The following is a 25,802-nucleotide window of genomic DNA, read 5'->3' on the forward strand; positions in this document are numbered from 1 at the left end:
CTTACAAAACGGGATTGATTGATGCACCACGGCCAATGCCATAGTAAGTAAATCCACGTTTTTCCAAACGTTCCGGATCGTATAAATTACGACCGTCAAAAATGACCGGCTCTTTCAATGCCTTTTTAATGGCATCAAAGTCTGGCGCGCGGAAATTCTGCCACTCGGTACAAATAATCAACGCATCGGCATTTTGTAATGCGGACTCTTTTGTCCCCATCAATTCCAGATCGTCACGCTGACCGTAAATACGCTGAGTTTCATTCATCGCTTCCGGGTCATACGCTTTGATTTTTGCACCGGCAGCCCAAAGCTGTTCCATTAATACACGGCTGGATGCTTCACGCATGTCGTCGGTATTTGGTTTGAATGACAGGCCCCAAAGCGCAAATGTTTTGCCTTTCAGATCATCACCAAAGTGGCGCTGAATGAACGTTGGCAATTTATATTTTTGCTGATAATTGACCTGCTCAACGGCCTGAAGCAGTTTTGGCTGGTAGCCAATGTGTTCAGCTGTACGGATCAGCGCCTGAACGTCTTTCGGGAAACAGGAACCGCCGTAACCGCAGCCAGGATAAATAAAGTGGTAACCAATGCGGGAATCAGAACCAATGCCCTGACGCACTTTTTCGATATCTGCACCCAACATTTCGGCCAGATTGGACATCTCATTCATAAAGCTGATTTTGGTTGCCAGCATACAGTTTGCAGCGTATTTGGTCAGCTCTGCGCTGCGGATATCCATCAGGATCATACGATCGTGATTGCGGTTGAACGGCTCGTACAGCTCGCGGATAGGGTCAATGGCATCCGGATTATCCGTGCCAATAACGATACGCTCAGGTCGCATACAGTCAGCCACTGCCGCGCCTTCTTTGAGGAATTCAGGGTTGGACACCACGTTAAAATCGATATCAACACCGCGTTCTTTTAGTTTCTCCGTCATCACGGCGCGAACTTTATCGGCGGTGCCAACAGGAACGGTGGACTTATCAATGACCACTTTAGGTTCAGTCATGTGCTCGGCAATGGTGCGCGCCACAGCAGTCACATATTTCAAGTCTGCGGAGCCATCTTCATCCGGAGGTGTACCGACAGCAATAAACTGAACCGTTGCGTGCGCCACGCCTTCAGCCGCATTGGTGCTGAACAACAAACGCCCCGCTTCATAGTTCTGCTGAACCAGCGGCGTTAAACCTGGTTCGAAAATTGGGATCTGCCCATTTTTCAGGTTTTCTACCTTTTTAGCATCAACATCGATGCACAATACTTCATGCCCGACTTCAGCAAGAACCGCCGCCTGAACAAGTCCGACGTAACCGATACCAAAAACTGTTACTTTCATCAGCGAATTCCTATTTGTTATTTATAATCAACGCAAAATAGACAGCCAAAATTCCGAACAGGATTATACCAGTTTCAGCCGCGCGTGCCGCTGGAAAGGCATATTTTGCATAAGATAGGTCTTAGAAGAAGGGGATAAAATAGAAAGGCAAAATAACCTGCGGAAAAAATACTCAATATTATGAAGGCATTGTTATTAATGCGTCAGAATTTGCTCACTCAACTGAGAGCATTAATCTCAGACGTCCACCCGATCCCCACACCTGACACTGCCACGCCTCACAACGCTGACTGATCTGATTGGAATACGTTGCGCCGGTGGTGCCCAGCGGAACGCCATTACTGAGCTGTATCATATTTGTCCCGGTATTTACGTTAGCGTGTAATCCTGCAGACACCAGAATGAGGTTTTTTTGTTCAGCGTGATAATAACCCAGCAATAACGGAAATTGTCCGTCGAGATTGGCTTGTTTGAATACATGATTCACTTGTTTGAGTAACGTCGACATTTGCGGTAAACGCTGATGCTGATTACTCAAATGTTCCCGCAACAAACTGTTGAAAATAGCGCGCAGTAATAATGCCGCGAGAACGCCATTTTCATTTGCACGCGTCACATCCAGGCAATAAAAACCCAAATCTTTCGAAGACAGCGCCGCAATATCGAGCACCAGACCCGGTTTATCCGCCGTGGTCAGTTGCCGGTAATTAATCCGGCAATGCGCCAGCGTTTGCTGAACCGGTGGCTGCAGCTCCTGCAATAAACGCTGTGCCTCGTTGGGATTACGGCACAGCGCTTCCCAGTCCTGGACCAGCGAACTCTCCTCCATCGCCTGCGAAGAAAACAGTTTGGGATATAAAGAAGAGAGCAGCGCCTCGCGTAAACGCTGAAGATCGTTAATCGGTTTGAGCAGAACATCTTCGACGCCAAGCCGCAGCATCGACGCCACGTCGGTCATTTTATCGGTCGCGGAGATCACCAGAACGGGGATTTTATTGCCCTGCAATCTTAAGTTTTCGACAAACTCCATGCCACCCATTTCGGGCATCGCTAAATCGCAGAGGATGAGATCAGGGGGATAATCTTCGACCAGAGACAACGCCTCCAGCCCATTTTGCGCTTCTGTAAAGGTGGCACCCAGGGAACTTACATAACCAGCAAGGATAGATCGAAAAACCGCTTCGTCTTCAACGATGAGAATATGCTTGCTTGTAAGTGGCTTGTCCATCAGGGTCCCCCAGAATTTCTTATTCTAATAGTGGCTCATAAAGCCTGTTTCTGCTTGGCAGAATTGTCAGATTCCGGCAATCACATTTTAAACCATTCAGAACTGTCTATTTTTTATCAGGGGCAGCAAATGCTCTCTTTGCTTTTCAACGGCGAGGCGTCCGGCCTCAATCGCTTCTTCAGCGCGGTGAAAATCCAGCGTCGAGATTTGCGGACAATAAGGCTGGATCAGCACATCCGGCGGATCCCCTGCCATACGGTTACGTTTGAGCCGGTTTTCCAGCACCTGAATGGAGGTGGACATAATCTCCATCGCCGACGGGCTGACATTCGGTTTTCGCGCGTTTGGCCGGGTCAGGCGCTGACGAATTCTGTCACGCCAGCTCAGATCTTTCTCAGTATCCAGTGCTTCGCCCGTAGGTTGTACGGTCAGTAAATCTTGCTGCATCAGATGGGCGTCATGCTGCAAATCGACGGCAATCACAATATCCGCCCCCAAAGCGCGGGTCAGCGAGATTGGCACCGGATTCACCACCGCGCCATCGACCAGCCAGTAACCGTTATGCCACACCGGTGCCAGCAGGCCTGGCATGCTACAGGACGCGCGAACTGCCTCAGGCAAATCCCCTTTGGTCAGCCACAGTTCTCGCCCGGTGCTCAGATTTGTCGCCACCGCGCCGAATTTCTTCGAACACTTTTCGAAATCCGTGATGCGGATAATCTGCCCGACGGCGTTAAACACACGTTCGCCGCGCAACAGGCCACCGCGTTTCCAGGAGAAATCCATCAGCCGCAGTACGTCCCAGTAACTGAACGAACGCACCCAGCTTTCCATCGACGGCAACCGGCCACTGACATACGCCGCGCCCACCAGCGCACCGACGGAACATCCGGCCACCACATCGACTTCGATATCCATGTCTTTAAGGGCATTGATCACCCCGATATGTGCCCATCCTTTTGCTGCGCCGGAGCCTAACGCGAGGCCAATGGTGACTTTTCTGCTCATCTGATGACCTTAATATTACGCAATAGTGAAGAATCGGCCGGGAAGCGCGTTGTCACCCGGCAAGTTTGTTAGGTAACATATCACTTTGGTGCATTCAATAGCGCAACCTGCGCACCGGCAGCCGATTCAGGAGTTCCCGTGTCACAACTTTGCCCTTGTTGCAGCAACCTTTCCTATGAAGAATGCTGCCAGCCATACCTTTCCGAGACAAAAGTGGCGCCCACTCCGTCTGCCTTGATGCGTTCACGGTACACTGCGTATGCAATGCAAAATGCGAGTTATCTGATCGCCACCTGGCATCCGGACTGTCAGCCCGAACAATGGCGCAGCAGTTTACAGGAAGGCTTCGCCAATACGCACTGGCAAGGATTGCAGGTTATTGCGTCGCAGGACGGACGTGATGAAAACGAAGGCTTTGTCGAGTTTGCGGCGCGTTTCACCGAGCCCGATAATGAAAAAGTTCATCTCATCCATGAACGCTCGCGATTTCTTCGTTTGAAAGATCGCTGGTACTATATCGACGGAATTAAACCGCAGACAGGCCGCAATGACGCCTGCCCGTGCGGATCGGGTAAAAAATATAAGAAGTGCTGCGGTAAATAAACCGGCTGCTTAATTAATACGAGAATTCGACAGGATCCACACCCTCATGCCGCAACAGAACGTACAAACTAAGGTGTTACGCACCATTTGCCCTGACGCAAAAGGTCTGATCGCCAAAATCACCAACATTTGCTATAAACACGAACTCAACATCGTGCAAAACAACGAATTTGTGGATCACCGCACCGGACGCTTCTTCATGCGTACCGAGCTGGAAGGGATCTTCAACGACAACACGTTGCTCGCCGATCTGGACAGCGCGCTGCCTGCCGGTTCAGTGCGTGAACTCAACAGCACCGGGCGTCGCCGCATCGTGATTCTGGTCACCAAAGAAGCGCATTGTCTGGGTGACCTGCTGATGAAAGCGGCTTACGGCGGTCTGGATGTGGAAATTGCCGCGGTTATCGGTAACCACGATACGCTGCAAACACTGGTTGAGCGTTTTGATATTCCGTTCCATCTGGTCAGCCACGATGGCCTGACCCGCGAACAACATGACAGCGCCATGATTGCGCAAATCGATCAATACCAGCCTGATTATGTGGTTCTGGCGAAATACATGCGCGTCCTCACGCCAGGTTTCGTCCAGCATTACCCGCATCAGGTGATCAACATTCACCACTCGTTCCTGCCGGCGTTTATCGGTGCACGTCCGTATCATCAGGCTTACGAGCGTGGCGTGAAACTGATTGGTGCCACGGCGCACTACGTTAATGACAATCTGGACGAAGGTCCGATCATCATGCAGGACGTTATCAACGTCGATCACACCTATACCGCTGAAGATATGATGCGTGCTGGCCGGGACGTTGAGAAAAATGTGCTCAGCCGCGCGTTATACCGCGTGCTGGCGCAGCGGGTATTTGTTTACGGTAACCGCACCGTTATTCTGTAATCCGCGCGCCTGACGGTGCTTTTCGCTCAGAGAAGCACCGTTAAGGGCAAAAAAACCGCAAACGAACTTTTTTATCGCTTTCAGCGCTTTACACATCCGTTTCATTTGGTATTATGCGCCCCGTTCGCAGCTAACCGCTGTAACGAGAAATCATCCATGTAGCGCATGATGATTTTAAAAGAGTAAATACCACGAAAATTGTGGTGGGGTTCCCGAGCGGCCAAAGGGAGCAGACTGTAAATCTGCCGTCATCGACTTCGAAGGTTCGAATCCTTCCCCCACCACCATCTCAAGTAGTTCGCTTTGCCTTCCGGTAAAAACCAAAAATCAAATAAAGCACAAGCCGGGAAGGATAGAGAATCTTCGACCCGAAGGTTCGAGCCGAGCGAAGCGAGACAACGTTGCGCAGCAACGGCCCGAAGGGCGAGGCCGCAGGCCGAGTCATCCTTCCCCCACCACCATCTCAAGACTCATCCCTGAGTCTCTTCTCCCAAAAGCACCTTTCCAGATTCCAATTCAAACCTGAACAAAATGTCCTGCTGATACTTCCTGATACTGCCTTTGCGGCGGAATAAAACCATTATCGCGCACCGGGCTTTTCAGCTCATCGACCTGCATCTGCCGTTTCAAAATTCTGCGCGACGGATCCGGCACCGGCACTGACGCCATCAGTTTGCGCGTATACGGATGCTGTGGATTATCGAATATCGCCGCACGCGGGCCGATCTCAACAATTTCCCCCAGATACATGACCGCCACGCGATGACTGACCCGTTCCACCACCGCCATATCGTGCGAAATAAACAGATACGACAGATTCATGCTTTCCTGCAAATCGAGCAGCAGATTAACCACCTGCGCTTTCACCGACACATCCAGCGCGGAAACCGACTCGTCGGCCACAATCACTTTGGGATCCAACGTCAGCGCACGGGCGATACAAATTCGCTGACGCTGACCGCCGGAAAATTCATGCGGAAAGCGACGCAACATATCCGGCGACAACCCGACTTTTTGCATCAGCGACGCCGCTTTTTCCCGCGCATCGCTGCGGTTATGCAGTTTGTGTTGCAGCATTGGTTCGATCAGCGCGTCGCCAATGCGCATACGCGGATTCAGGCTGGCAAACGGATCCTGAAAAATCATCTGGATGCGCTGACGCATTTGCAAAATATCGCGTTTACCCAGATTCATCACATCAAAACCGTCGAAATTAATCGCGCCGCTGTGCGGCTTCAGCAAACGCGTCACGGCGCGGCCGGTCGTCGATTTTCCGCAGCCGGATTCCCCGACCAGTGAAAGCGTTTCGCCCTGGAATAATTCGAAGCTGACGTTTTCAACCGCGTGAACCGCGCCGACCTGACGGCTGAATACGCCCCCATATACGGGAAAACGCGCGCTCAGATTCTTCACCGATAGCAGCGGCGTCAGCCCGGCATCGACCGTTCCGGCCACTTCCTGAGGCGTATTCGCCTCACCGGTTTGCAGATTGATTTGCGGGAAACGCAGCGGCCAGTCGCGGCCGCGCATCGATCCGAGTTTGGGCACGGCGGCCAGCAGCGCACGGGTATAAGGATGTTGCGGGCGATGGAAAATATCCTCCGTCGCCCCGCTTTCCACCGCTTCGCCGCGGTACATCACCAGCGTCCGGTCGGCGATTTCCGCCACCACGCCCATATCGTGCGTGATAAACAAAACGGCCATGCCCTCTTCTTCCTGCAACGTTTTGATCAAGTCCAGAATCTGTCCCTGAATCGTCACGTCCAGCGCCGTTGTCGGTTCATCGGCAATCAGCAGTTTGGGTTTCAGCGCAAGCGCCATGGCAATCATCACGCGCTGACGCATCCCGCCGGAAAACTGATGCGGATACTCATCAAACCGTTTTGCCGCATTGGGAATGCGCACCTTCTCCAGCAGTTTCAGCGTTTCCGCCCGTGCCTGAGAAGAGGACATTCCCCGGTGACGTTTCAGGCTTTCGGCAATTTGCCGCCCGATGCTGAACGTCGGATTGAGCGACGTCATTGGTTCCTGAAAAATCATCGCCATCTCATTGCCGCGAATATCACGCATCTCCTTATCCGATAACGCCAGCAAACTGCGCTGATTCAGCCGTACTTCTCCTTCAATCTGGCTGCTTTGCGCCTTGAGCAAACGCATCACCGACAGCGATGTAACGCTTTTTCCCGAGCCGGATTCGCCGACAATCGCCAGCGTTTCGCCGGGATAGACGTCAAACGACAAATCGCGCACCACCGGCAGCCAGTCGTCTTCCCCGCGAAAGGACGTGGTCAGATGCTTAACGCTCAGCACGGGCTGACGGTTTTGCGGCTCGTTCATCTTATTTGCTCCTTGCCGACAGCTGAACCTGCGGCACATAGCTGAAATCGCGGTCGAACGGGAAAGTTTTACGCGCCTTGCGGTTACGCGGAAGACGTTCGACGAACTGATCGACCACGCCGTTTGACAGCGCCATCAGATTCGGGCTGGCAATCGGCGCCAGCTCCGGCGACAGATAACCGGATTTCACCACCACGATATCCGCGGTATGCAGATCCAGCTCCAGGACTGTGAAATCGCTGATGTTGTGATACGGACGACGGCGCGCCGACACGACCACGTCAATGCCGCCAGTTCGCAATACCGCCTGACGGTCAGCCGGTGCCAGCGCATCGAGCAGGAAAATCACCTCAAACTCGCCTTTCACCTGCGGGCTGGAGTGATCCAGCGAAGCGCCCAGCGTCAGCGTTAATACCGATCCCACACCGGCGTTGAACGCCGCGTCGGTCGCAGGCGCGTCAGCAATCCCGGCTACCACCACATTTTGCGCATACTGTTTGATCAATTCCTGCAACACGTCCGCACGATCACCGACGCCGCCGCCGGTCGGGTTATCGCCGGAATCTGCCAGCACCACCGGACGGGTTTCACAGGCAATCGCTTTGCGCACGCAGGCTTCCACCGTATCGGTTTCACAACCGAACACGAAATCTTCACGCGCATCCCAGTAAGCCTGCGCCAGAGTTGTTGCCTGAACTTCGAGCGCAGCACGGTCAGTACCGGTCATGATCACCGCCGCCGTCGCACGCGGTTCATCGGCCCAGACGTAACCGACCATCAGCGAACTGTCCCACACGCCGTCCACTTCATCCATTTCCGGCAGACGGGCATACAAACTTTTCGCCGGTTCATCTTCCGTGCTGGTGCGTTCGCCCGGCAGCACAACCGGCACCGGCACCCACAGCAGCGTCGGTTTTTCGCCGGTTTGCAGATGTTTCACTAACATGGCAACCGAGCGGCGCATGGTTTCTTCCACGTCGATGTGTGGCGCGGTGCGGTACGTCGAAAACATATCAATCGCATCGATAATTCGCTGCGAAACATTGCCGTGCAAATCGTAACTGACGCTGATCGGGCAGTCCGGCCCGACGGCTTTGCGCGCAGCGGCAATCCAGTCGCCTTCCGCATCTTCCAGCCCCTCGACATACATCGCGCCGTGCATCGCCAGATACAGGCCATCAAACGGTTTTTGCGCTTCCAGCCCGGCCAGCATTTCCGCTTTGAATTTGTCGTAAGTCGCCCGCGCGACCGGCCCGCCGGCAATGGCGCGGGCGTGGATTGTCGGCAAAAACGTCGCCGGATAATCTTGCAGGAAACGAAAACGCGGCGACGCCAGCAGCTGCGCGTCACGAACAACAGTGAAATCCTTTTCCTCGTTGAGAACCGGGTTGTAAGTGCTGCATTCAATATGAATACCGCTGACAGCTATACGCATGTTGATGATTCCTCAGACTGGCTTCAGGCCGACAAGAAAGCGGTGCGCAGCAATGCTTGCCGCCGCGCGCGCCCAGGTGTCGTCGTTTAGGGTGAAAGTGCGAACCGGCGTTTTCCCGGCGTTACCCGGCAACACGTTGGCTTCGATAGATTGCTGAACCACGGTGCCAAACAGGCCGGAAAAATCCGCGTCCTGATGGGCAATCAGGATCATGTCCGGGTCGATAATCTGAATAAGATGGGATATCGCCAGGCCGAGCGCAGAACCGGCGCGATGCAAAATGCGGATCGCCGCGCTGACGCCCTGCATCGCCTGTTGTTCCAGCCCGCCGATGGTGGTGGCATCCAGCCCTTCGGATCTGGCCATTTCAGCAATCGCATTGAGTGAAGCCAGCGTGTCCAGACAACCGCGCTTTCCGCAGCGGCACGGCGAACCGTTGAGCTCCAGCGTGCAGTGGGCAATTTCCCCGGCACCGCCGTGCAGCCCGCGGTGCAGTTTTCCGGCAATGAAATGCGCGCTGCCGATCCCCGCACCGTGGCTGACCAGCGTAAAACTGCTCAGATCACGCGCCTGACCGAAGTTTTTCTCACTCACCGCCAGCGCTTTGGCATCGTTCTCAATCGCCACATCCATGCCGGTGGCCTGCGAAATCAGCTTCGCCAGCGGCACATCGCGCCAGCCCAGCAGCGCCGACTGCACGCAGGTGGACTGATGTTCATCAATCAGGCCCGATAACGTCACCCCGAGCCCGACCATTTTTTTGGCCGCTTCAGGATGCGGTTCAAGCAAGTCCGGCAGCGCCTGTGCGATGTTTTCTGCCAGCCGCTGCGGGTCGGAATCAGCCGCAAATGACACCCGTGAGAGAATTTCACCGTGCAGATTGATCAGCGCCATCTGCGCCGGATTTTGCAGCAAAGAAACCCCCGCAAACCACGCGCCGTCCGGGTGAACCACTAGGCGCACCGACGGCCTTCCCTGCCCGCTGCCGGGCACCGTTTCGGCTTCATGCAGAAAACCGGCGTCGATCATCTCGCGAACAACGCCGCCTATCGCCGCCTTGCTCATTCCCGAAAGCTGCGCCAGCTCTGTGCGGCTGATGCCGCCGGAGGCATTGACCGCCCCCAATATCTGACGTTGCAAAGTTGTTAGCATATTCGTTTCGCTGCTCTCAGTTTTGGCTCATCTGCATTGACATTAAACGGTAAAAATGGATATATCAATGCCAATTAGTTCACAAAATAAACTAAATGTTTCGATATAAGTATTTCATATGAACTATTTGTTAAAAAATGTCTTGTAATGTGACCTGTCGAATAACGCAATAAAACGACGTAGCCAGAGCCACTTAATCCGATTTTTCACGCAGAGGGCAGAACATGAAGATTACCCGTTACATCCGGCGTCCCGTGCAGTTATCACTGCTGAGCAGCGCCCTTCTCGCCGCGTTTTCGTTGCCGGTTGTCGCCGCCACGCTGAACGTGATGCAAAACGAAGCGCCGCGCAGCATGGACCCGGGCAACCAGACCGCCACGTTTACCGGCACGGTGCTGGATCCGATGTACGAAGGTCTGCTGCGCATGTCGCCTCAGCTGAAACCGGAAGCCGCGCTCGCCACCTCATGGAGCAGCGATGAAAGCGGTCTGGTCTGGACATTCAAACTGCGCAGCGGTGTAACATTCCACGACGGCACGCCGTTTAATGCCGACGCTGTGGTCGCCAACTTCGCCCGCCATCTCGACACCAAACGCGGGCTGGCCGCCAGCGGACGTCTGCGCACCTTCCTCGAGAGCGTGACCAAAACCGACGAATCCACTGTTGTCTTCAAACTCAAAAAACCGTATCCGGCCTTCCTGAATTTACTCACCACCGGCGCGTGTCTGATGGTCAGCCCGGCGGCGGATAAAACCGGCACGCTCGACAGCAAAGCCGTCGGCACCGGCCCGTACAAAATGGTGCAGTACAAAACCGGCGAATTCGTGCTGGAAGAAAAATATCCGGGCTACTGGGGTGATAAAGCCGCCGGGCCGGACGACATCAAATGGACGTGGAGCGCCGAACCGTCAGTCATGAACATGGCGTTGCAGGCCGGTGAAACCGACGTCATCAACCCGGTGCCGCCGCAGTTCGCCCGCGTACTGAAAAACAATCCGAAATTCAGCCTGCACGAAAGTCCGGGTGCCGCCGTGTTCTGGGTCGCGCTCAACACCGATCTCAAACCGCTTAGCGACGTTCGCGTCCGTCAGGCGCTGAACTACGCCACCGACCGCGACGGGCTGGTGCGCGCCATCATGTCCGGCTTCGCGCAACCGGCGAATTCCCCGCTGGCACCGGTTACCGCCGGTTATGATAAAACGCTGAACCCGTATCCTCTGGATCTCGCCAAAGCCAAAGCGCTGTTAAAAGAAGCCGGTGTCGCTGACGGATTCAGCATGTCGATTGCGGTGCAAGGTCAGGACGCGCGGATCGGCCAGGTGCTGCAAAGCATGTGGGCGAAAATTGGCGTGAAACTGGACGTGCGCATTATGGAAAGCGGCGTGTGGACCAAAGCCGCATTTGCCGATCAGGCCGGAAAAAAAGCCGATAACACCGGCGCAATTCTGGCGTCATGGTCTTCCGGCGCGAACGGCGCAGATCTGCAACTTCGTCCGCTGTATTACAGCAAAAGCTTTGCACCGGGCGGCGCAAATCTCGGCTTCTTTAATGATCCGAAACTCGATGAAATGTTAGATAAAGCCGCGTCAACGCTGGATGAAAATACCCGCAATGCGATTTACGTGGAGGCGCAGAAAGAAATCAACCAGCAGGCGCCGCAGGTCTTGCTGTATTACCAGAATGATTTGTACGCCACCGGCACCGGGATTTCCGGCGTGACGATGATTCCGGGCGGTCAGATCGTGGTCAAAGACGCACAGAAAAAATAACAGCGTCATTTACGGTGGAAATGAGTGATGAAAGCCTATCTTGCCAAAAAACTTATCGCTTTCCCGATCATTCTGATCGGGGTGTCGATGCTGATTTTTGTGTCCATCCGTGCGCTGCCGGGCGATCCGGCACGCCTGATGGCCGGGCCTGAAGCCACACAGGAAGCGGTGGACGCCATGCGCGTGCGCCTCGGACTGGATCAGCCGCTGGTCACGCAATATCTGCATTTTGCCGGTAACGTGCTGCACGGCAATCTTGGCGTCTCGTTGCAGTCGCAACAACCGGTGACGCAGGAAATCGGCGAGCGTATGCCGTACACCCTGATGCTCGCCGTGCTGTCATATTTTCTGGCGGTAGCGATTGGCGTTCCGGCGGGCATGACAGGCGCGGTTTACCGCAACCGCTGGCCGGATTTTGGCGTGATGCTGCTGGCGATTGCCGGTGCGTCTGTCGCCAACTTCTGGCTCGGTCTGATGGCAATGAATACCTTTTCGGTGAATCTCGGCTGGCTGCCGCTGCTCGGCGCCACGTCGTGGAAAAGCTATATTTTGCCCTCGGTCACGCTGGCGGTTTTACCAATGGCCGTGATGGCACGCATGACACGTTCGAGCATGCTCGACGTATTGTCGGAAGATTACATCCGCACCGCGCGCGCCAAAGGGTTATCCGCCACCACGGTTTATTGCAGCCACGCCTTTCGCAACGCACTGATCCCGATTGTCACCATTGTGGCGCTCAATTTCGGCAGTCTGATTGGTGGCGCGGTGGTCACGGAATCCGTCTTCAACTGGCCGGGCATTGGCCGTTTGCTGGTCGATTCCGTGCGCTATCGAGATTATCCGGTGATCCAGGGTGTCGCGCTGGTGGCCGTTTGCGGCGTGGTGGTGATGAACCTGCTCGGTGAATTACTGATAGCCTTCCTGAATCCAAAAATAAGGTTCGACTAATGTCTGCCATTATCACGCAATTACCCCGTCGCAAACCGCGCACGCTGCGGTTGTTTCGCTGGTGCTGGCGTCATCCTGCGGTGATGCTCGGCGGCCTGATTGTCGGCCTGGTCGTCCTGATGGGGTTATTCGCGCCGCTGATCGCCCGCCACGATCCTTATGCACAGGATCTGATTGATACCCTGCTCGCGCCGAACGCCGATCACTGGTTTGGCACCGACGATTATGGCCGCGATATCTTTGCCCGCGTCATTTACGGCGCGCGGATTTCCATTGTCGAAGTGGTGCTGAGCGTCGGGCTGGCAATGATTATCGGCATTCCGTTAGGGATTATTGCCGGTATGGCCGGTCGTTATACCGACATGATCATCATGTGGTTTATGGACATGCTGTTTGCGTTTCCGGGCATCGTGCTGGCGATTCTGGTGGTCAGCATTCTCGGCGGCGGGCTGGTCAATCTACTGATCGCCATTTCGCTGTTCGCCATTCCGGTCTATGCGCGTCTGAGCCGTAACCTCACGCTCGGTTTAAAGCAGATGGAATACGTCGAAGCCGCGCAGGCGCTGGGGTTGTCGAATTACCGGATTATTGTCCATTACATTCTGCGTAACGCCATCGGCCCGATCATTGTGCAATCGACGCTGACCGCGGGCACCGTCATTCTCGCCGCCGCCAGCCTCTCATTTCTGGGTCTGGGCGTGCAGCCGCCGATGCCGGAATGGGGTACCATGATGAGCGATGGCCGTAACTTCCTCGGCATAAATATTTACCTTTCGCTGTTCCCGGGTCTGGCCATTATGCTGACCGTGCTTGGTTTTAACGTACTGGGCGACGGGCTGCGCGACTTACTGGACACACGCTCATGAGTTCTGCAGTTTTCTGCGCCGATATCGGCGGTTCATTTATTAAGTTTGGCGTTTCACACACTTCCGGCGAAGTGGAAGAATGCGGCAAAGTGCCGACACCCGTTTCGTCGTGGGATGATTTCGTGACGGCGATGCAAAACTTCATTACGCAGTTTGGCGGTAATTTACCCGCATCAACCCCGCTGGCGATCTCCACTGCCGGGCTGGTTTCTCCGCAAACCGGCGAACTGCTGGCGACCAATATTCCGGCCTTCACCGGACGCTCGCTGGCGAAAGACCTGAGCGCGGCGCTGAACCGCCCGGTCACCGCCGCCAACGACGCCGACTGTTTTGCACTGGCCGAAGCCCACGCCGGAAACGCGCAAAATCATGCGGTGGTTGTGGCGATTATTCTGGGTACCGGCGTCGGCGGCGGCGTGGTGATTAACGGCCATCTGGTTCGCGGCCACGGTGGCGTCACCGGCGAATGGGGACACGGCGCTATCACGCGCACCGAAGTCATGATTGACGGAGAAACCTACGCCGTTCCGCGTCTCAAATGCGGCTGCGGTCAGACCGGTTGCCTCGACATGCTGGGTGCCGCGCGCGGCCTTGAGCGCCTGCATAAGCATTTCCATCAGCAGGATAAAACCAGTCTGGAGATCGTCAGCGGCTGGCAAACCGGTAATGCGGACTGCGGGCTGACGGTAAACGCCTGGCTGCAAATCGTATCCGAACCGCTGGCGCTGCTGGTGAATATTCTCGGTCCTTCACGGATTGTCGCGGGCGGGGGCCTGGCGTCTGCGACGGCGCTGATTGCGGCGCTGGATCAGGCTGTGCGTAAAGGTGTTTTACATAATTATGCGGAGACACTGCTGGTACCGGGGAAATTTCTGACAGCTGGCGGGCTGGTGGGGGCATCGGTGATGGGAAGGATCGGGTCTTAAGTCAAGACCCCGGGTTGCCACCCAAACTGGCCTAAAGAGGCGCCAGCCGCCGCGCCTCTTTAGAATCTCCGGCTCTTAAACAACGTGCTATCGCTGGGACGACGGACATGTTCTGGCAAATTTGCAGGTGGCGCAAATCCAGGCACTGCGTGCTTCCTTCGCCCGGTCTTCAAGCCATAGGTCTCGAAGCCGCTCCGCTCAGCAGGATTTTGAGCGCGCCATTTTTAGATCGCTGGTGGGTCATGTCCTTTCTTATTTTTTATAAACTTAATGCATCACGCATGCGGTTTTCGACGGTTTGTTTTTGTTCCCGGGTCAGTGCGCGCAGCGGAAGGCGCGGGTTGCCGGCGTCGATGCCGTGCAGTTTCATCGCGGCTTTGCCTGCGGCGACACCGCCGAATTCCACCAGTACGCGAATCAGGGCTACAACGCGATCCATGCCCTGACGGACGGCGGTCTGATTTCCGGCGTTAAAGTCATCAATGATTTTATGGAACAGCGGCGCGGCGTAGTTATAGGTGCTGCCGACTGCGCCGATGGCACCGACAGCCAGACCGCCGGGGAGGTGTTCGTCGACGCCAAACGGGATATCGAATTTACCGCCACTCACACGCTGGCAGCGCTGGAATTCATACAAATCTGCGCTGTTGAATTTAATGCCAGACAGGTTCGGGATTTTGGATCCGCCTTTGATCAGGAACTGTTCCATATCCAGATTCACGCCAGACATGCCGGAATGGTAATAATAGAAACCTTTCGACGGTGCCGCCGATGCTATCGCCTGACAGTAATCAATCAGGTCATCCACGTTTGCCGGTTTAAAGAAGCACGGCCCGATAACCGACGTGGCAAAAATGTCCAGCGATTCGGCGTGACGCGATAATTCCACTGCGTCTTTAATACTGAGTGCGCCGGTGTGCAGCGTAATGCTTAATTTTCCCTGCGCCGCTTTTACCCAACGTTCGGCGATTTTTTTGCGTTCTTCAACTGAACAGTGAATACCTTCACCGGTGGTTCCGCAGACGTAAACGCCCTTCACGCCATCGTTCACCAGATGTTCCGCTATCTGATCGATGACCGGAAAATTCACCTCACCCTGCGCATCAAATGGCGTGTGTGGAGCAGCAATCAGACCTGTTAATTTTTTCATGTGCTTTCTCATCAATGGGAAGTTAAGGGAATCAGTCCGTTTTCTCAGAAACCGGTCAGTTTGTTCTGTTCATTTTGCGCAATGGCTTTACAAAACCAGCCGCAAATATGTTCGATACGCGTCACGGCAGAACCGACGGTAACGGCGTAAGCGCCCGCTGCCATTACTTCAGCGGCCAGCGCGGGGGAGTTATAACGACCTTCGGCAATCACCCGGCATCCGGCCTGCGCCAGTGCGCGGACCAGCGCAATATCCGGTGCTTCGGGCACTGCCGTTTGGGTATAGCCCGAGAGCGTGGTGCCGATAAAATCACAGCCCAGTTTTTGCGCCAGAAGACCATCTTCGAGACATGATGCGTCGGCCATCGTCAGGCATCCGGCTTCGCGGGCGCGCTGATACAACGCCTCAACCGGCACGGGGCGAAAACGCTGTGTGACGTCAAAAGCAATAATGTCGGCTCCGGCGGCGCTCAGCGCGTCAACATCTTCCAGCCACGGCGTGATCCGCACGTCAGAATCCGGCAGGTCACGTTTGATGATGCCGATAACCGGCGCATCCGTGGCCCGGCGCACCGCTTCAATGTTGCGGATGCCTTCAATGCGCAGCGCCACCGCCCCGCCGTCGAGCGCCGCACACGCCATCGCGGCGACGATTTCCGGTTTGTCCATGGCACTGCCGGGCACCGGCTGGCAGGAAACGATCAGCCCTTTGTCCAGCAGGATCAGGAGATCATTCATGTTGCGCACTTTTGTCTTTACCATGAACCTAAAACTCCAATATTAAATTTTAAATGAAGTATAACTCCAATCATGGTAGATCTTTTGTTCTCAGGGCGCAATGACGCAAATCGCCGTTACCGCTTCATGTTAGTGACCGGCATTCAGTTTTATGAGGAAAACGCAGATGGGAAACGTGTTAGCACTGGATATTGGCGGGACAAAAATTGCGGCGGCCATAGTAGCGCAAGACGGCACGCTGTCGGAACGTCAGCAGATCGCCACTCCCCACGGTGATGCCGCCGGGTTAGCCGGCGCGCTGGAAAAGCTGATTACCCCGTGGCGTAACCGGGTGGATCTGATTGCCGTCGCCTCGACCGGCATCATCAGTCAGGGGCGGCTGACTGCGCTGAACCCGAGGAATCTCGGCGGGCTGTCAGGGTTTCCTTTACAAGCCTGCATCCGCGCCGTAGCGGATTTACCGAATGTGGTACTCAATGACGGACAGGCTGCGGCGTGGGCGGAATATCAGGCCGTGCAGGAAACCTGCGATAACGCACTGTTTGTCACCGTCTCAACCGGCGTGGGCGGCGGAATTATCTGGAACAGAAAATTATTAACCGGCCGCAACGGGCTGGCCGGGCACATCGGCCATACCGCGTTTGATCCGCAAGGCGGGCTGTGCGGCTGCGGGCGTCGCGGTTGTGTCGAAAGCGTCGCATCGGGTACCGCCATCGGCCATGCGATGATGGAGAACGCCAGACCGCTGGGCGCGGAACAGGTTTTCGAACGCGCCCGCGCGGGAAATGGCGACGCGCAACGGGTGATCAGCCGTTCGGCGGCCGCCGTTGCGTCAATGCTGGCTGATATGCATATTTCGCTGGATCTGGACGTCGTCATGATGGGCGGCAGCGTCGGGCTGGCGGAGGGGTATCGGGAAAAAGTGGCGCATGCGCTTAACCAGTTACCGGCGATTTACCGGGTTGCGCTGCGCTCTGCGCATCACCGGCAGGACAGCGGTTTAATCGGTGCAGCGTTATGGGCCAGAGCCACATTGTAGCCCCGTACGGCGGTAATCAGGCTTCACGGAGTCAGCCAACTATGTAATGATGTGCACCGGTTAAATCATTGTTTCTGTCACTCTTTCCCCCGAGGTGTCCACGTGAAAACGGGTGCTCAACATTTCAAACCAGGTAAAATTCTTGATGCTCTGGGGGCGATGCAAAACAGCCTGACCCGCTCCGCGCAGCGCATTGCGGTTTATATTCAGGCCGAACCTTCCAAAGTCACGCAACTTTCCCTCGCTGAACTTTCCACCCTCACGCAGGCCGGTGAAGCCACGATTATCCGTTTCTGCCGCACGCTGGGTTACAAAGGGTTTCAGGATTTCAAAATGGATCTGGCGATCGAAGTGGCGACGCGTCCGGATCCCGAAGAAAGCCTGCTGGACGCCGATGTTCAGGACGCCGACAGCCCGCAGGCGATTGCCGGAAGATTGCAGTCAGCGATCAATAACGTGCTGACCGAAACCATCAATCTGCTGTCGCTGGAAAACGTTGAACAGGTGGTGAAGCTGATGCGCCCCGCCGACCGGATTTGTATTTTCGGGCTGGGCTCTTCAGGCATTACCGCTGAAGACGCGAAAAGCAAGCTGATGCGTATCGGACTGCGTGTTGACGCAGCGACCAACAATCACTTTATGTACATGCAGGCTTCGCTGATGAAGCCCGGCGATGTCGCCATCGGCATCAGCCATTCCGGCACCTCCGCCGAAACGGTACATGCGCTGAAACTGGCGAAAGAAGCCGGTGCGGCCACCGTCGCGCTGACTCATAATGTCGGTTCTCCCATCACCGACATGGCCGATTACGTGCTGATCAACGGCAACAAGCAGGGTCAATTGCAGGGCGACTCCATCGGCACCAAAATCGCGCAACTGTTCGTTCTCGACCTGATTTACGCGCTGCTGGTGAAAGCCGATCCTGTGCAGGCGGAGCAAACCAAACGTAAAACCACGCAGGCCATCAGCCAGCACGGTGCCCGCTAAAACCATTTCCTGCCGCATTTTCAGGCTTTCATCGCGCTGATCCTTTTTCAGCGCGCCTTGTGACCTCTCCATCCTGCTGCTTATCTTTCCCTGTTCAGCATTTCACCTTCTTTATCACACTTTTCTCAGTCAGTGATTGAAATGCCGGAGCGATCTAATACACTCAAATGGAGTTTTACTCCTAATTAATATTTAACTTGGAGCGAAACGCGAAAAAAGCTGAAACGAAAACAGAGACGATGAGCGACCCCCGACAACAATTTTGCCCGTGACCGACGGGATGTGGAGAGAGCGACGATATGAGCAATTCATTACGGCCTCGTGCTGACAGGCCAGAGACTAAAGCGCCCCGCTGGTACAAACAATTGTCACCTGCGCAATGGAAAGCCTTCGCCGCCGCCTGGGTCGGTTACGCCCTGGACGGGTTTGATTTTGTGATTATCACGCTGGTGCTGACGGACATTAAACAGGAGTTTGGCCTGACGCTTCTACAGGCCAGCAGTCTGATTTCCGCTGCCTTTATCTCCCGCTGGTTTGGGGGATTAGTGCTCGGCGCGATGGGCGACCGGTATGGCCGCAAACTGGCGATGATCACCAGCATCGTCCTCTTTTCCTGCGGCACGCTGGCCTGCGGGCTGGCACCGGGTTACACCACATTATTTATCGCGCGCCTGGTTATCGGCATCGGCATGGCAGGCGAATACGGTTCCAGCTCCACGTACGTGATGGAAAGCTGGCCGAAAAACATGCGTAACAAAGCCAGCGGATTTCTGATCTCCGGCTTCTCAATCGGTGCCGTGCTGGCGGCGCAGGCGTACAGTTATATCGTTCCGGCTTTCGGCTGGCGGATGCTGTTTTACATCGGATTGCTGCCGATCATTTTCGCGCTGTGGCTGCGTAAAAACCTGCCCGAAGCCGAAGACTGGAAAGAATCTCAGCGCAAAAACCAGCAAAGCAAACAGCACAGTGACCGCAACATGGTCGATATTCTCTATCGCAGCCGCCTCAGTTATCTCAACATCGGGCTGACTCTTTTTGCCGCCGCGGCGCTCTACGCCTGTTTCACCGGCATGGTATCTGCGCCTTTCGTCGCCGTGCTCGGGATTTCCTGCGCTGCCATTTTCATCTGCTTCATGGTGCAAACCAGCGGTGAACGCTGGCCGACCGGTGTGATGCTGATGCTGGTGGTGTTCTGCGCCTTCCTGTATTCGTGGCCGATTCAGGCATTGTTACCGACATACCTGAAAATAGATCTGGGTTATGACCCGCATACCGTTGGCAACGTCCTGTTTTTCAGCGGGTTCGGCGCGGCAGTCGGCTGTTGCGTCGGCGGCTTCCTCGGCGACTGGCTGGGCACGCGCAAAGCCTACGTCACCAGCCTGCTGATCTCTCAGTTGCTGATTATTCCGCTGTTCGCCATCAAAGGTTCGGACATGCTTTTCCTCGGCGGACTGCTGTTCTTACAACAAATGCTCGGTCAGGGCATCGCGGGATTACTGCCTAAAATGCTCGGCGGTTATTTTGATACCGAACAGCGCGCGGCCGGTCTGGGTTTCACCTATAACGTCGGGGCGCTGGGCGGCGCACTGGCACCGATACTGGGCGCGTCGATTTCCCAGCATCTCAGCCTCGGCACTGCGCTGGGTTCGCTGTCATTCAGCCTGACGTTTGTCGTTATTCTGCTGATTGGTTTTGATATGCCTTCCCGCGTACAGCGTTGGATCCGTCCTTCCGGCCTGAGAATGCACGACGCCATCGACGGTCAGCCCTTCAGCGGCGCAGCGGGGGTAAAACCGGCGTTTCAGAAACCGGGATGCGCGCGCAGTTAAACCGGCACACAGCAAAAAGGGCCACTCTGGCCCTTTTCTTTAAGTGAGATCCCCCCGTCTGAGCCGGTACAGGCAATGCTCCTCCAGCCAGTTTCCCTTCTCCACGGCCGGATGGTTGAAGTTTTCACTGATATCACACGTCATCCCCATTTTCTTCATCACCGCCTGCGAGCGCCTATTCGGCAAGGCTGTAAAGGCCACGATTTCATCCAGCCCGAGCTGTTCAAATCCGGCATTCAGTGCTGCTCGCGCCGCCTCGCTGCAATAGCCCTTTCCCCATACGTCCGCACGTAGCCGCCAGCCGATTTCCACACACGGCGTAAACGGCAAATCATAGCCGGGCGTATGCAGACCCACAAAACCGATAAACTCACCGGTGTCACGCAGCTCCACCGCCCAGATCCCCCAGCCGCGAACTGCAATCAAATCCCGGCAACGGGCGAGCATCTCGTCGCTTTTTTCCCGGGTCATTGTGGACGGAAAAAACTCCATCACCCGCGGGTCAGCATTCATTTCAGCAAACGGACCGGCATCGCTGTCGCGCCACTGCCGCAGCGTCAGTCGGGGCGTCACGATTTTCAGTGGTGGAAAGGCCACCGGAACGGTAAAGGTTTCCATGAATAACTCCTTGTTGTGGCTCGCGCAATAACCGGCGAAAGTGTTTATTACCACACGCGGCGCGAATTTTACATTCGTGAACTCATCAGCCTGGAAATCCGCGGAGTTAATCCCGTCAAAATAAAGCTGACAAACCGCCGCTTTCCCATTACATGTATTCATATCATTGATGAATATATTGGGATCACAAACATGCTTTTTCACCGCTATCACGGGCTGGGTAACGATTATCTGGTCTGCCACCACAGCGTCGCAAGCCTGCTGACAAATCAGCAAATTCAGCGCATCTGCGACCGCCATTACGGCATCGGTTCTGACGGATTACTGATCGACTTCGATGACGCAGAAATCCCGACATTACGCATCATCAATCCTGACGGCTCCGAGGCGGAGAAAAGCGGCAACGGCCTGCGTATCTACGCCCGATATCTGTTTGATATTGGCCGCGTCGGGCATACGCCGTTTCTGGTGAATACGCTGGGTGGTCAGGTGCGTTGCGAAGTCACAGAAGGCGCGCATCAGGTGATTGTGGATATGGGGCAGGCAAAATTTGCGCCGTCGGCATTACCGGCGAGCGTCGAAGGCAACGAAGCGCTGGCGTTGCCGCTGGTCGTCGGTGGCCATCAGCTCAGCGCCACACTGGTGTCGATGGGCAATCCGCATTGCGTGATTTTGGTGAAGAAGCTCGACCTGGATTTAGTCAGACAACTGGGCGCAGAAATCGAAACGCTGGCAATTTTCCCGAAACGCACCAACGTTCAGTTTGTTGAAGTGCTGGACCGCAACAACATCAGCGTCGGGATCTGGGAACGCGGCGCAGGTTACACGCTGGCGTCCGGCAGCAGCAGTTGCGCTGCCGCCAGCGCCATGCGCAAACTTGGATGCGTGGACGACAACGTTACGGTGCATATGCCGGGCGGCACACTGGCGATCAGCTTCAGCGGTGATTTTCAGGTCAACATGCGCGGACCGGTGCAAAAAATCGCCTCCGTCGTGCTTGATGACGACTGCTTTTGGGACATGCCGGAATAAATTTCCTCGCACTTTTCTCCCCGCCCTCTTTTCATTTTCACCTTAACGTTCCCCCGACGGCAGCCTGTCTGCCGTTCTTCGATTACCTATCGTTATAAACAAAACTCATACCTGCATAATGATTTTATGGCAGACAGCGCGCTTTCCAGCCCCTAAGTTGGTTATCAGGAAGCACCACAATGAATAACCAACTCATTGTTTAATAAATAAAATAATTTTAATAAAACCCCATCACGGCACGCCGGTGTGATCCGGAAGTCAGTGAGTATTTTTTCAAAGTTTTAATCCGATCACATATTAATAAAAAAAACAGAGAGCGTACCCTATGAGCAACAACACCATCGTGGATGTTAAAACGTGGATAGACGAACGCCCGATATCAAAATATCAATGGGTGGTTCTGGGGCTGTGTTTCATCATCATTATGTTCGACGGCTACGACGCGGCGGTGATGGGTTTTATCGCCCCGGCGCTGATTGAAGACTGGGGCATCAGCCGTGCGGAAATGGGGCCGATCCTGGGTGCAGCCATGTTCGGCGTCGCCATCGGCGCGCTGATTGCCGGGCCAAACGCCGACCGTTTCGGGCGAAAACGCGTCCTGATGTGGTCCATTCTCTGCTTCGCCCTGTTCAGCCTGCTGAGTACCTTCGCCCGCACGCCGGTGGAAATGGCCATTTTACGTTTTCTCACCGGCCTCGGTTTAGGCGCGGTCATGCCCAACACCGTCACACTGGTCTCGGAATACATGCCGGAGCGCCGCCGCAGCCTGATGATCACCGTGATGTACAGCGGCTTTAACGTCGGCTCCGGTGCCGGAGGCTTTGTCGCCGCCGGTTTGTTACCGCATTTTGGCTGGAAAGCGGTGATCTTCGCAGGCGGCATTGTGCCGCTGCTGATGCTGCCATTGCTGATGTGGATCCTGCCGGAATCGGCGATGTACATGGTGGTGCGCAACGTTGCGAAAGAGAAGATTGCCAAAGTGCTGACACGCGCCGGTGGCCTGTTCAGCGCGGAAACCAAATTCGTCCTGAAGGCGCCGGTCATTCAGAAAAAAGCCAAAGTCTTCCAGCTGTTCACCAACGGTTATGCCAAAGGCACGATTGTTCTGTGGGTCACGTATTTCATGGGGCTGTTCGTGATTTACCTGCTCAACGGCTGGCTGCCAACCATTATGCGTAACGGCGGTTTCTCGCTGGAACGTGCCGCTATCGTCGCCGGTTTATTCCAGCTCGGCGGCACCTTCGGCGGCCTGATGGTCGGCGGTCTGATGGATAAATTCACCGCGAAACGCGTCATCGCCGGTTTCTACATCATGGGCATGATAAGCCTGCTGTCGCAGGGTATCGGCAACTTCGGCCCGGACGTGCTGGCGCTTCTGGTCTTCATCAGCGGCGTGTGTATTAACGGCGCACAGACCGGGCTTCAGGCGTTCTCCCCGGCCTTCTACCCGACCGAAATGCGTGCCACCGGTGTCTGCTGGATGCACGGTATTGGCCGCAGCGGCGCGATTATCAGCTCGTCAATGGGCGGCGTCCTGCTGGGCATTTTCTCCGGCCAAAACATGATCTTTATTATTCTGGCGTTGCCTGCCCTGCTGGCCGGCCTGAGTATTCTTTTGCACCGCGCGGCACACCCGGCCGAGATGATCAAAGGCGTTGATATTACTGACATCCCGGAGTTGTCGCGCACCATGAACATCCGCTAACCTTACGTTAGCCTCCTTATAATTAGAAACATAAATATACTGACGCAGCGGCTGCGCTGCGATTACCCTACAAAAAGTTCAGAGGATTTAAGATGGCTAAGATCATAGGCGGTTTAGCGGTTTCACATACCCCGACTATCGGTTTCGCAGTGGATCACAACAAACAGGACGAAAGCGCCTGGGCGCCGATTTTCGAGAGTTTTGCACCGATGCAAAAATGGCTCGAAGAAAAGAAACCCGACGCGCTGGTGTACATCTTCAACGACCACGTCACATCCTTTTTCTTTGATCACTATTCGGCATTTACGTTAGGCATTGATGACCACTATGAGGTCGCGGATGAAGGTGGTGGCCCGCGCGACTTGCCGCCAGTGAAAGGCCATGCGGCGCTGTCTCAGCACATCGGAGCCAGCCTGATGGCAGACGAATTTGATATGTCGTTCTTCCAGGACAAACCGCTGGATCACGGCCTGTTTTCACCGCTTTCCGCGCTGATGCCGCATGAAGGCGGCTGGCCGACGCAAATCGTTCCGCTGCAAATTGGCGTGTTGCAGTTCCCGATCCCGACGGCGCGCCGTTGCTACAAACTCGGTCAGGCGCTGCGTCGCGCCATCGAAAGTTTCCCGGAAGATCTGAACGTGGCGATTGTCGCCACCGGCGGCGTTTCCCATCAGGTTCACGGCGAACGTTGCGGTTTTAACAACCCGCAGTGGGACGAACAGTTTGTCGATATGATTGTGAACGACCCGGAACGTCTGACCGAAATGACGCTGGCGGAATTCGCCACGCTCGGCGGGCTGGAAGGTTCGGAAGTCATCATGTGGCTGGTGATGCGCGGCGCGCTGTCTGCCAACGTGAAGAAACTGCATCAGGCCTATTATCTGCCGTCGATGACCGGTATCGCCACGCTGATCCTCGAAAACCAGTCCCGCGAAGCGCCGGTGGACGTGCAGCAGCGTCAGCGCGATAAAATAGCACAACAGCTGGCGGGCGTGGAAAAACTGGCGGGCACCTATCCGTTTACGCAGGCGCGCAGCCTGAAAGCATTCCGGATGAACCGGTTCCTGCATCGTCTGATCCAGCCCGCATGGCGCGAGCGTTTCCTCACTGACCAGAATGCGATGTTTGCCGAAAACAAACTGACCGCTGATGAACAAAAACTCCTGCGCGAACTCGACTGGCGCGGGATGATTCATTACGGCGTGAGCTTCTTCCTGCTGGAAAAACTCGGTGCCGTGGTGGGCGTGTCTAACCTACATATTTATTCCGCGATGCGCGGTGAAACGCTGGAAGAATTCCAGAAGACCCGCAATCAGCAAGTTCTCTACTCAGTAGCAGGTAAAGCGAAAGCATGACGATATTTGAGCAACCCAAGATCGACACCCATCATCACGTGTTTGATCCGGCGCGCTTCCCGTACCTTCCGGACACGCCGTACCGTCCGGAAGGGCACGAGATTGGCACCGCCGATTATTACCGTGCGGTGATGCAAGCCTACAACATCCGCCACTCCCTGATTGTCGGCCCGACGTCAGGGTATAACACCGACAGCTCATGCCTGCTCGATGCGCTGGAAAAAGGTAACGGCCGCTTCAAAGGCATCGCCGTGGTGCCTTTTGATATTTCGCTGGAAAGACTCGCCGCGCTCAAACTGGCCGGCGTGGTCGGTATCGCGATGAATGTGGCGATGCTCGGCACCGCACCTTTTTTACACCTCGACGCCCTGATGGGACGCCTGACCGAACTGGACATGTTCGCCGCCATTCAGGTACAGGACGACCAGCTGCTGGCACTTTTGCCGCTGATCAACCGCACGAAAACCCGCCTGCTCATCGATCACTCCGGCCGCCCGGATGTGACGCAAGGTTTGCAGCAACCGGCGTTTCAGGCACTGTTGCAGCTCGCGAGCCAGCAACGCGTCTGGGTGAAACTGTCCGGCTTATCGAAATTCAGCCGTCAGCCTTTTCCGTATCAGGACGGCCACGCTTATCAGCACGCGCTGCTTGAAGCATTCGGCGCAGAACATTGCATGTGGGGATCAGACTGGCCGTTCCTGCGCGCAGAACACCGGATGGATCTCGGCACATTACTGATGCTGGTGGAACAGTTATTCCCGGATGAGAAAACGCGGCACCAGATCCTGTGGCAGACGCCTAAAGACCTGTTTGGTTTTGCAGATTACTGAAGAAAGGA

At 55.3% G+C, this 25,802-nt stretch carries 22 protein-coding genes, 1 tRNA gene and 1 other RNA gene; 15 read left to right on the forward strand and 9 right to left on the reverse strand.

What is annotated here, in order from left to right:
* Position 1: 1 nt before the first annotated feature.
* The 3 genes from M2403_RS00610 to rssA all read right to left on the reverse strand — a co-directional run bounded on the left by M2403_RS00610 (position 2) and on the right by rssA (position 3,581).
* Positions 2–1,345: a UDP-glucose/GDP-mannose dehydrogenase family protein gene (locus M2403_RS00610; RefSeq protein ID WP_152325909.1), complete on the reverse strand. Its 1,344-nt coding sequence runs from the start codon at positions 1,343–1,345 to the stop codon at positions 2–4.
* Positions 1,346–1,559: 214 nt separating this feature from the next.
* Positions 1,560–2,573, reverse strand: coding sequence for a two-component system response regulator RssB (rssB, locus tag M2403_RS00615; protein WP_152325908.1), 1,014 nt, complete (start codon positions 2,571–2,573; stop codon positions 1,560–1,562).
* Between the two features lie 96 nt (positions 2,574–2,669).
* Entirely contained in the window at positions 2,670–3,581 is a 912-nt protein-coding gene (gene rssA, locus M2403_RS00620; RefSeq protein WP_152325907.1) for a patatin-like phospholipase RssA, read from the reverse strand.
* A gap of 138 nt (positions 3,582–3,719) precedes the next feature.
* Between rssA and M2403_RS00625 the strand changes: the two genes are divergently transcribed.
* From M2403_RS00625 to M2403_RS00640, 4 genes are all read left to right on the forward strand, one after another.
* On the forward strand, positions 3,720–4,184 hold the full coding sequence (locus tag M2403_RS00625; protein WP_259228163.1) for a YchJ family protein: 465 nt from the start codon (positions 3,720–3,722) through the stop codon (positions 4,182–4,184).
* A gap of 46 nt (positions 4,185–4,230) precedes the next feature.
* Entirely contained in the window at positions 4,231–5,079 is an 849-nt protein-coding gene (purU, locus tag M2403_RS00630) for a formyltetrahydrofolate deformylase (protein WP_101076920.1), read from the forward strand.
* Between the two features lie 202 nt (positions 5,080–5,281).
* Positions 5,282–5,366 (forward strand) — tRNA-Tyr (locus tag M2403_RS00635).
* A 44-nt stretch (positions 5,367–5,410) separates the two neighbouring features.
* Positions 5,411–5,540, forward strand: a non-coding RNA gene (locus M2403_RS00640) — RtT sRNA.
* Between the two features lie 55 nt (positions 5,541–5,595).
* Here the strand turns inward: M2403_RS00640 and M2403_RS00645 are convergent.
* From M2403_RS00645 to M2403_RS00655, 3 genes are read right to left on the reverse strand one after another with little or no spacing between them, the layout of a single operon-like run.
* On the reverse strand, positions 5,596–7,416 hold the full coding sequence (locus tag M2403_RS00645; RefSeq protein WP_259228167.1) for an ABC transporter ATP-binding protein: 1,821 nt from the start codon (positions 7,414–7,416) through the stop codon (positions 5,596–5,598).
* A 1-nt stretch (position 7,417) separates the two neighbouring features.
* Positions 7,418–8,851 (reverse strand): M81 family metallopeptidase, encoded by a 1,434-nt coding sequence (locus M2403_RS00650; protein ID WP_259228169.1) that lies wholly within the window; start codon positions 8,849–8,851, stop codon positions 7,418–7,420.
* A gap of 12 nt (positions 8,852–8,863) precedes the next feature.
* Positions 8,864–10,003 carry an ROK family transcriptional regulator gene (locus tag M2403_RS00655; RefSeq protein WP_259228171.1) on the reverse strand — a complete coding sequence of 380 codons (1,140 nt, stop codon included), beginning with the start codon at positions 10,001–10,003 and terminating at the stop codon, positions 8,864–8,866.
* A 224-nt stretch (positions 10,004–10,227) separates the two neighbouring features.
* On the opposite strand from M2403_RS00655, the gene M2403_RS00660 reads away from it, so the two are divergent.
* Genes M2403_RS00660 through M2403_RS00675 form a run of 4 tightly spaced genes read left to right on the forward strand, consistent with a single transcriptional unit; the run spans position 10,228 to position 14,512 of the window.
* Positions 10,228–11,772: an ABC transporter substrate-binding protein gene (locus M2403_RS00660; RefSeq protein ID WP_208951347.1), complete on the forward strand. Its 1,545-nt coding sequence runs from the start codon at positions 10,228–10,230 to the stop codon at positions 11,770–11,772.
* A 27-nt stretch (positions 11,773–11,799) separates the two neighbouring features.
* A complete protein-coding gene (locus M2403_RS00665; RefSeq protein WP_259228182.1) occupies positions 11,800–12,720 on the forward strand; it encodes an ABC transporter permease in 921 nt (306 codons plus the stop codon).
* Positions 12,720–13,586, forward strand: a complete 867-nt coding sequence (locus M2403_RS00670; RefSeq protein ID WP_259228184.1) for an ABC transporter permease — start codon at positions 12,720–12,722, stop codon at positions 13,584–13,586. The genes M2403_RS00665 and M2403_RS00670 overlap by 1 nt, the downstream gene beginning before the upstream one ends.
* A complete protein-coding gene (locus M2403_RS00675; protein ID WP_259228186.1) occupies positions 13,583–14,512 on the forward strand; it encodes an ROK family protein in 930 nt (309 codons plus the stop codon). The genes M2403_RS00670 and M2403_RS00675 overlap by 4 nt, the downstream gene beginning before the upstream one ends.
* A 259-nt stretch (positions 14,513–14,771) precedes the next feature.
* Here M2403_RS00675 and M2403_RS00680 read toward each other — a convergent pair whose 3' ends face one another.
* On the reverse strand, positions 14,772–15,662 hold the full coding sequence (locus M2403_RS00680; RefSeq protein WP_165057106.1) for a dihydrodipicolinate synthase family protein: 891 nt from the start codon (positions 15,660–15,662) through the stop codon (positions 14,772–14,774).
* A 44-nt stretch (positions 15,663–15,706) separates the two neighbouring features.
* Positions 15,707–16,423, reverse strand: a complete 717-nt coding sequence (locus M2403_RS00685; protein WP_405047800.1) for an N-acetylmannosamine-6-phosphate 2-epimerase — start codon at positions 16,421–16,423, stop codon at positions 15,707–15,709.
* A gap of 142 nt (positions 16,424–16,565) precedes the next feature.
* Here M2403_RS00685 and M2403_RS00690 point away from each other — a divergent pair, with 142 nt between their 5' ends.
* The 3 genes from M2403_RS00690 (at position 16,566) to M2403_RS00700 (ending at position 20,254) form a co-directional block, all read left to right on the forward strand.
* Complete coding sequence (locus M2403_RS00690; protein ID WP_152325898.1) at positions 16,566–17,438, forward strand: N-acetylmannosamine kinase; 873 nt, start codon at positions 16,566–16,568, stop codon at positions 17,436–17,438.
* Positions 17,439–17,540: 102 nt separating this feature from the next.
* The gene (locus tag M2403_RS00695; protein ID WP_165057103.1) at positions 17,541–18,425 is read left to right on the forward strand and encodes a MurR/RpiR family transcriptional regulator; all 885 of its coding nucleotides are present in this window, start codon (positions 17,541–17,543) and stop codon (positions 18,423–18,425) included.
* A 299-nt stretch (positions 18,426–18,724) separates the two neighbouring features.
* Positions 18,725–20,254, forward strand: coding sequence for an MFS transporter (locus M2403_RS00700; RefSeq protein WP_165057102.1), 1,530 nt, complete (start codon positions 18,725–18,727; stop codon positions 20,252–20,254).
* Between the two features lie 39 nt (positions 20,255–20,293).
* Here M2403_RS00700 and M2403_RS00705 read toward each other — a convergent pair whose 3' ends face one another.
* Entirely contained in the window at positions 20,294–20,872 is a 579-nt protein-coding gene (locus tag M2403_RS00705; protein ID WP_152325895.1) for a GNAT family N-acetyltransferase, read from the reverse strand.
* 192 nt (positions 20,873–21,064) lie between these two features.
* On the opposite strand from M2403_RS00705, the gene dapF reads away from it, so the two are divergent.
* The 4 genes from dapF (at position 21,065) to M2403_RS00725 (ending at position 25,794) form a co-directional block, all read left to right on the forward strand.
* A complete protein-coding gene (dapF, locus tag M2403_RS00710; RefSeq protein WP_244370611.1) occupies positions 21,065–21,904 on the forward strand; it encodes a diaminopimelate epimerase in 840 nt (279 codons plus the stop codon).
* A 325-nt stretch (positions 21,905–22,229) separates the two neighbouring features.
* Positions 22,230–23,609 (forward strand): aromatic acid/H+ symport family MFS transporter, encoded by a 1,380-nt coding sequence (locus tag M2403_RS00715; RefSeq protein ID WP_165057100.1) that lies wholly within the window; start codon positions 22,230–22,232, stop codon positions 23,607–23,609.
* Between the two features lie 92 nt (positions 23,610–23,701).
* The gene (locus tag M2403_RS00720) at positions 23,702–24,964 is read left to right on the forward strand and encodes a gallate dioxygenase (protein WP_259228200.1); all 1,263 of its coding nucleotides are present in this window, start codon (positions 23,702–23,704) and stop codon (positions 24,962–24,964) included.
* Positions 24,961–25,794: an amidohydrolase gene (locus M2403_RS00725; RefSeq protein WP_165057098.1), complete on the forward strand. Its 834-nt coding sequence runs from the start codon at positions 24,961–24,963 to the stop codon at positions 25,792–25,794. The genes M2403_RS00720 and M2403_RS00725 overlap by 4 nt, the downstream gene beginning before the upstream one ends.
* Positions 25,795–25,802: the final 8 nt, after the last annotated feature.

The sequence above is a fragment of the Rahnella sp. BIGb0603 genome (assembly GCF_024808755.1).
In the GTDB taxonomy this organism is placed as follows: domain Bacteria; phylum Pseudomonadota; class Gammaproteobacteria; order Enterobacterales; family Enterobacteriaceae; genus Rahnella; species Rahnella contaminans.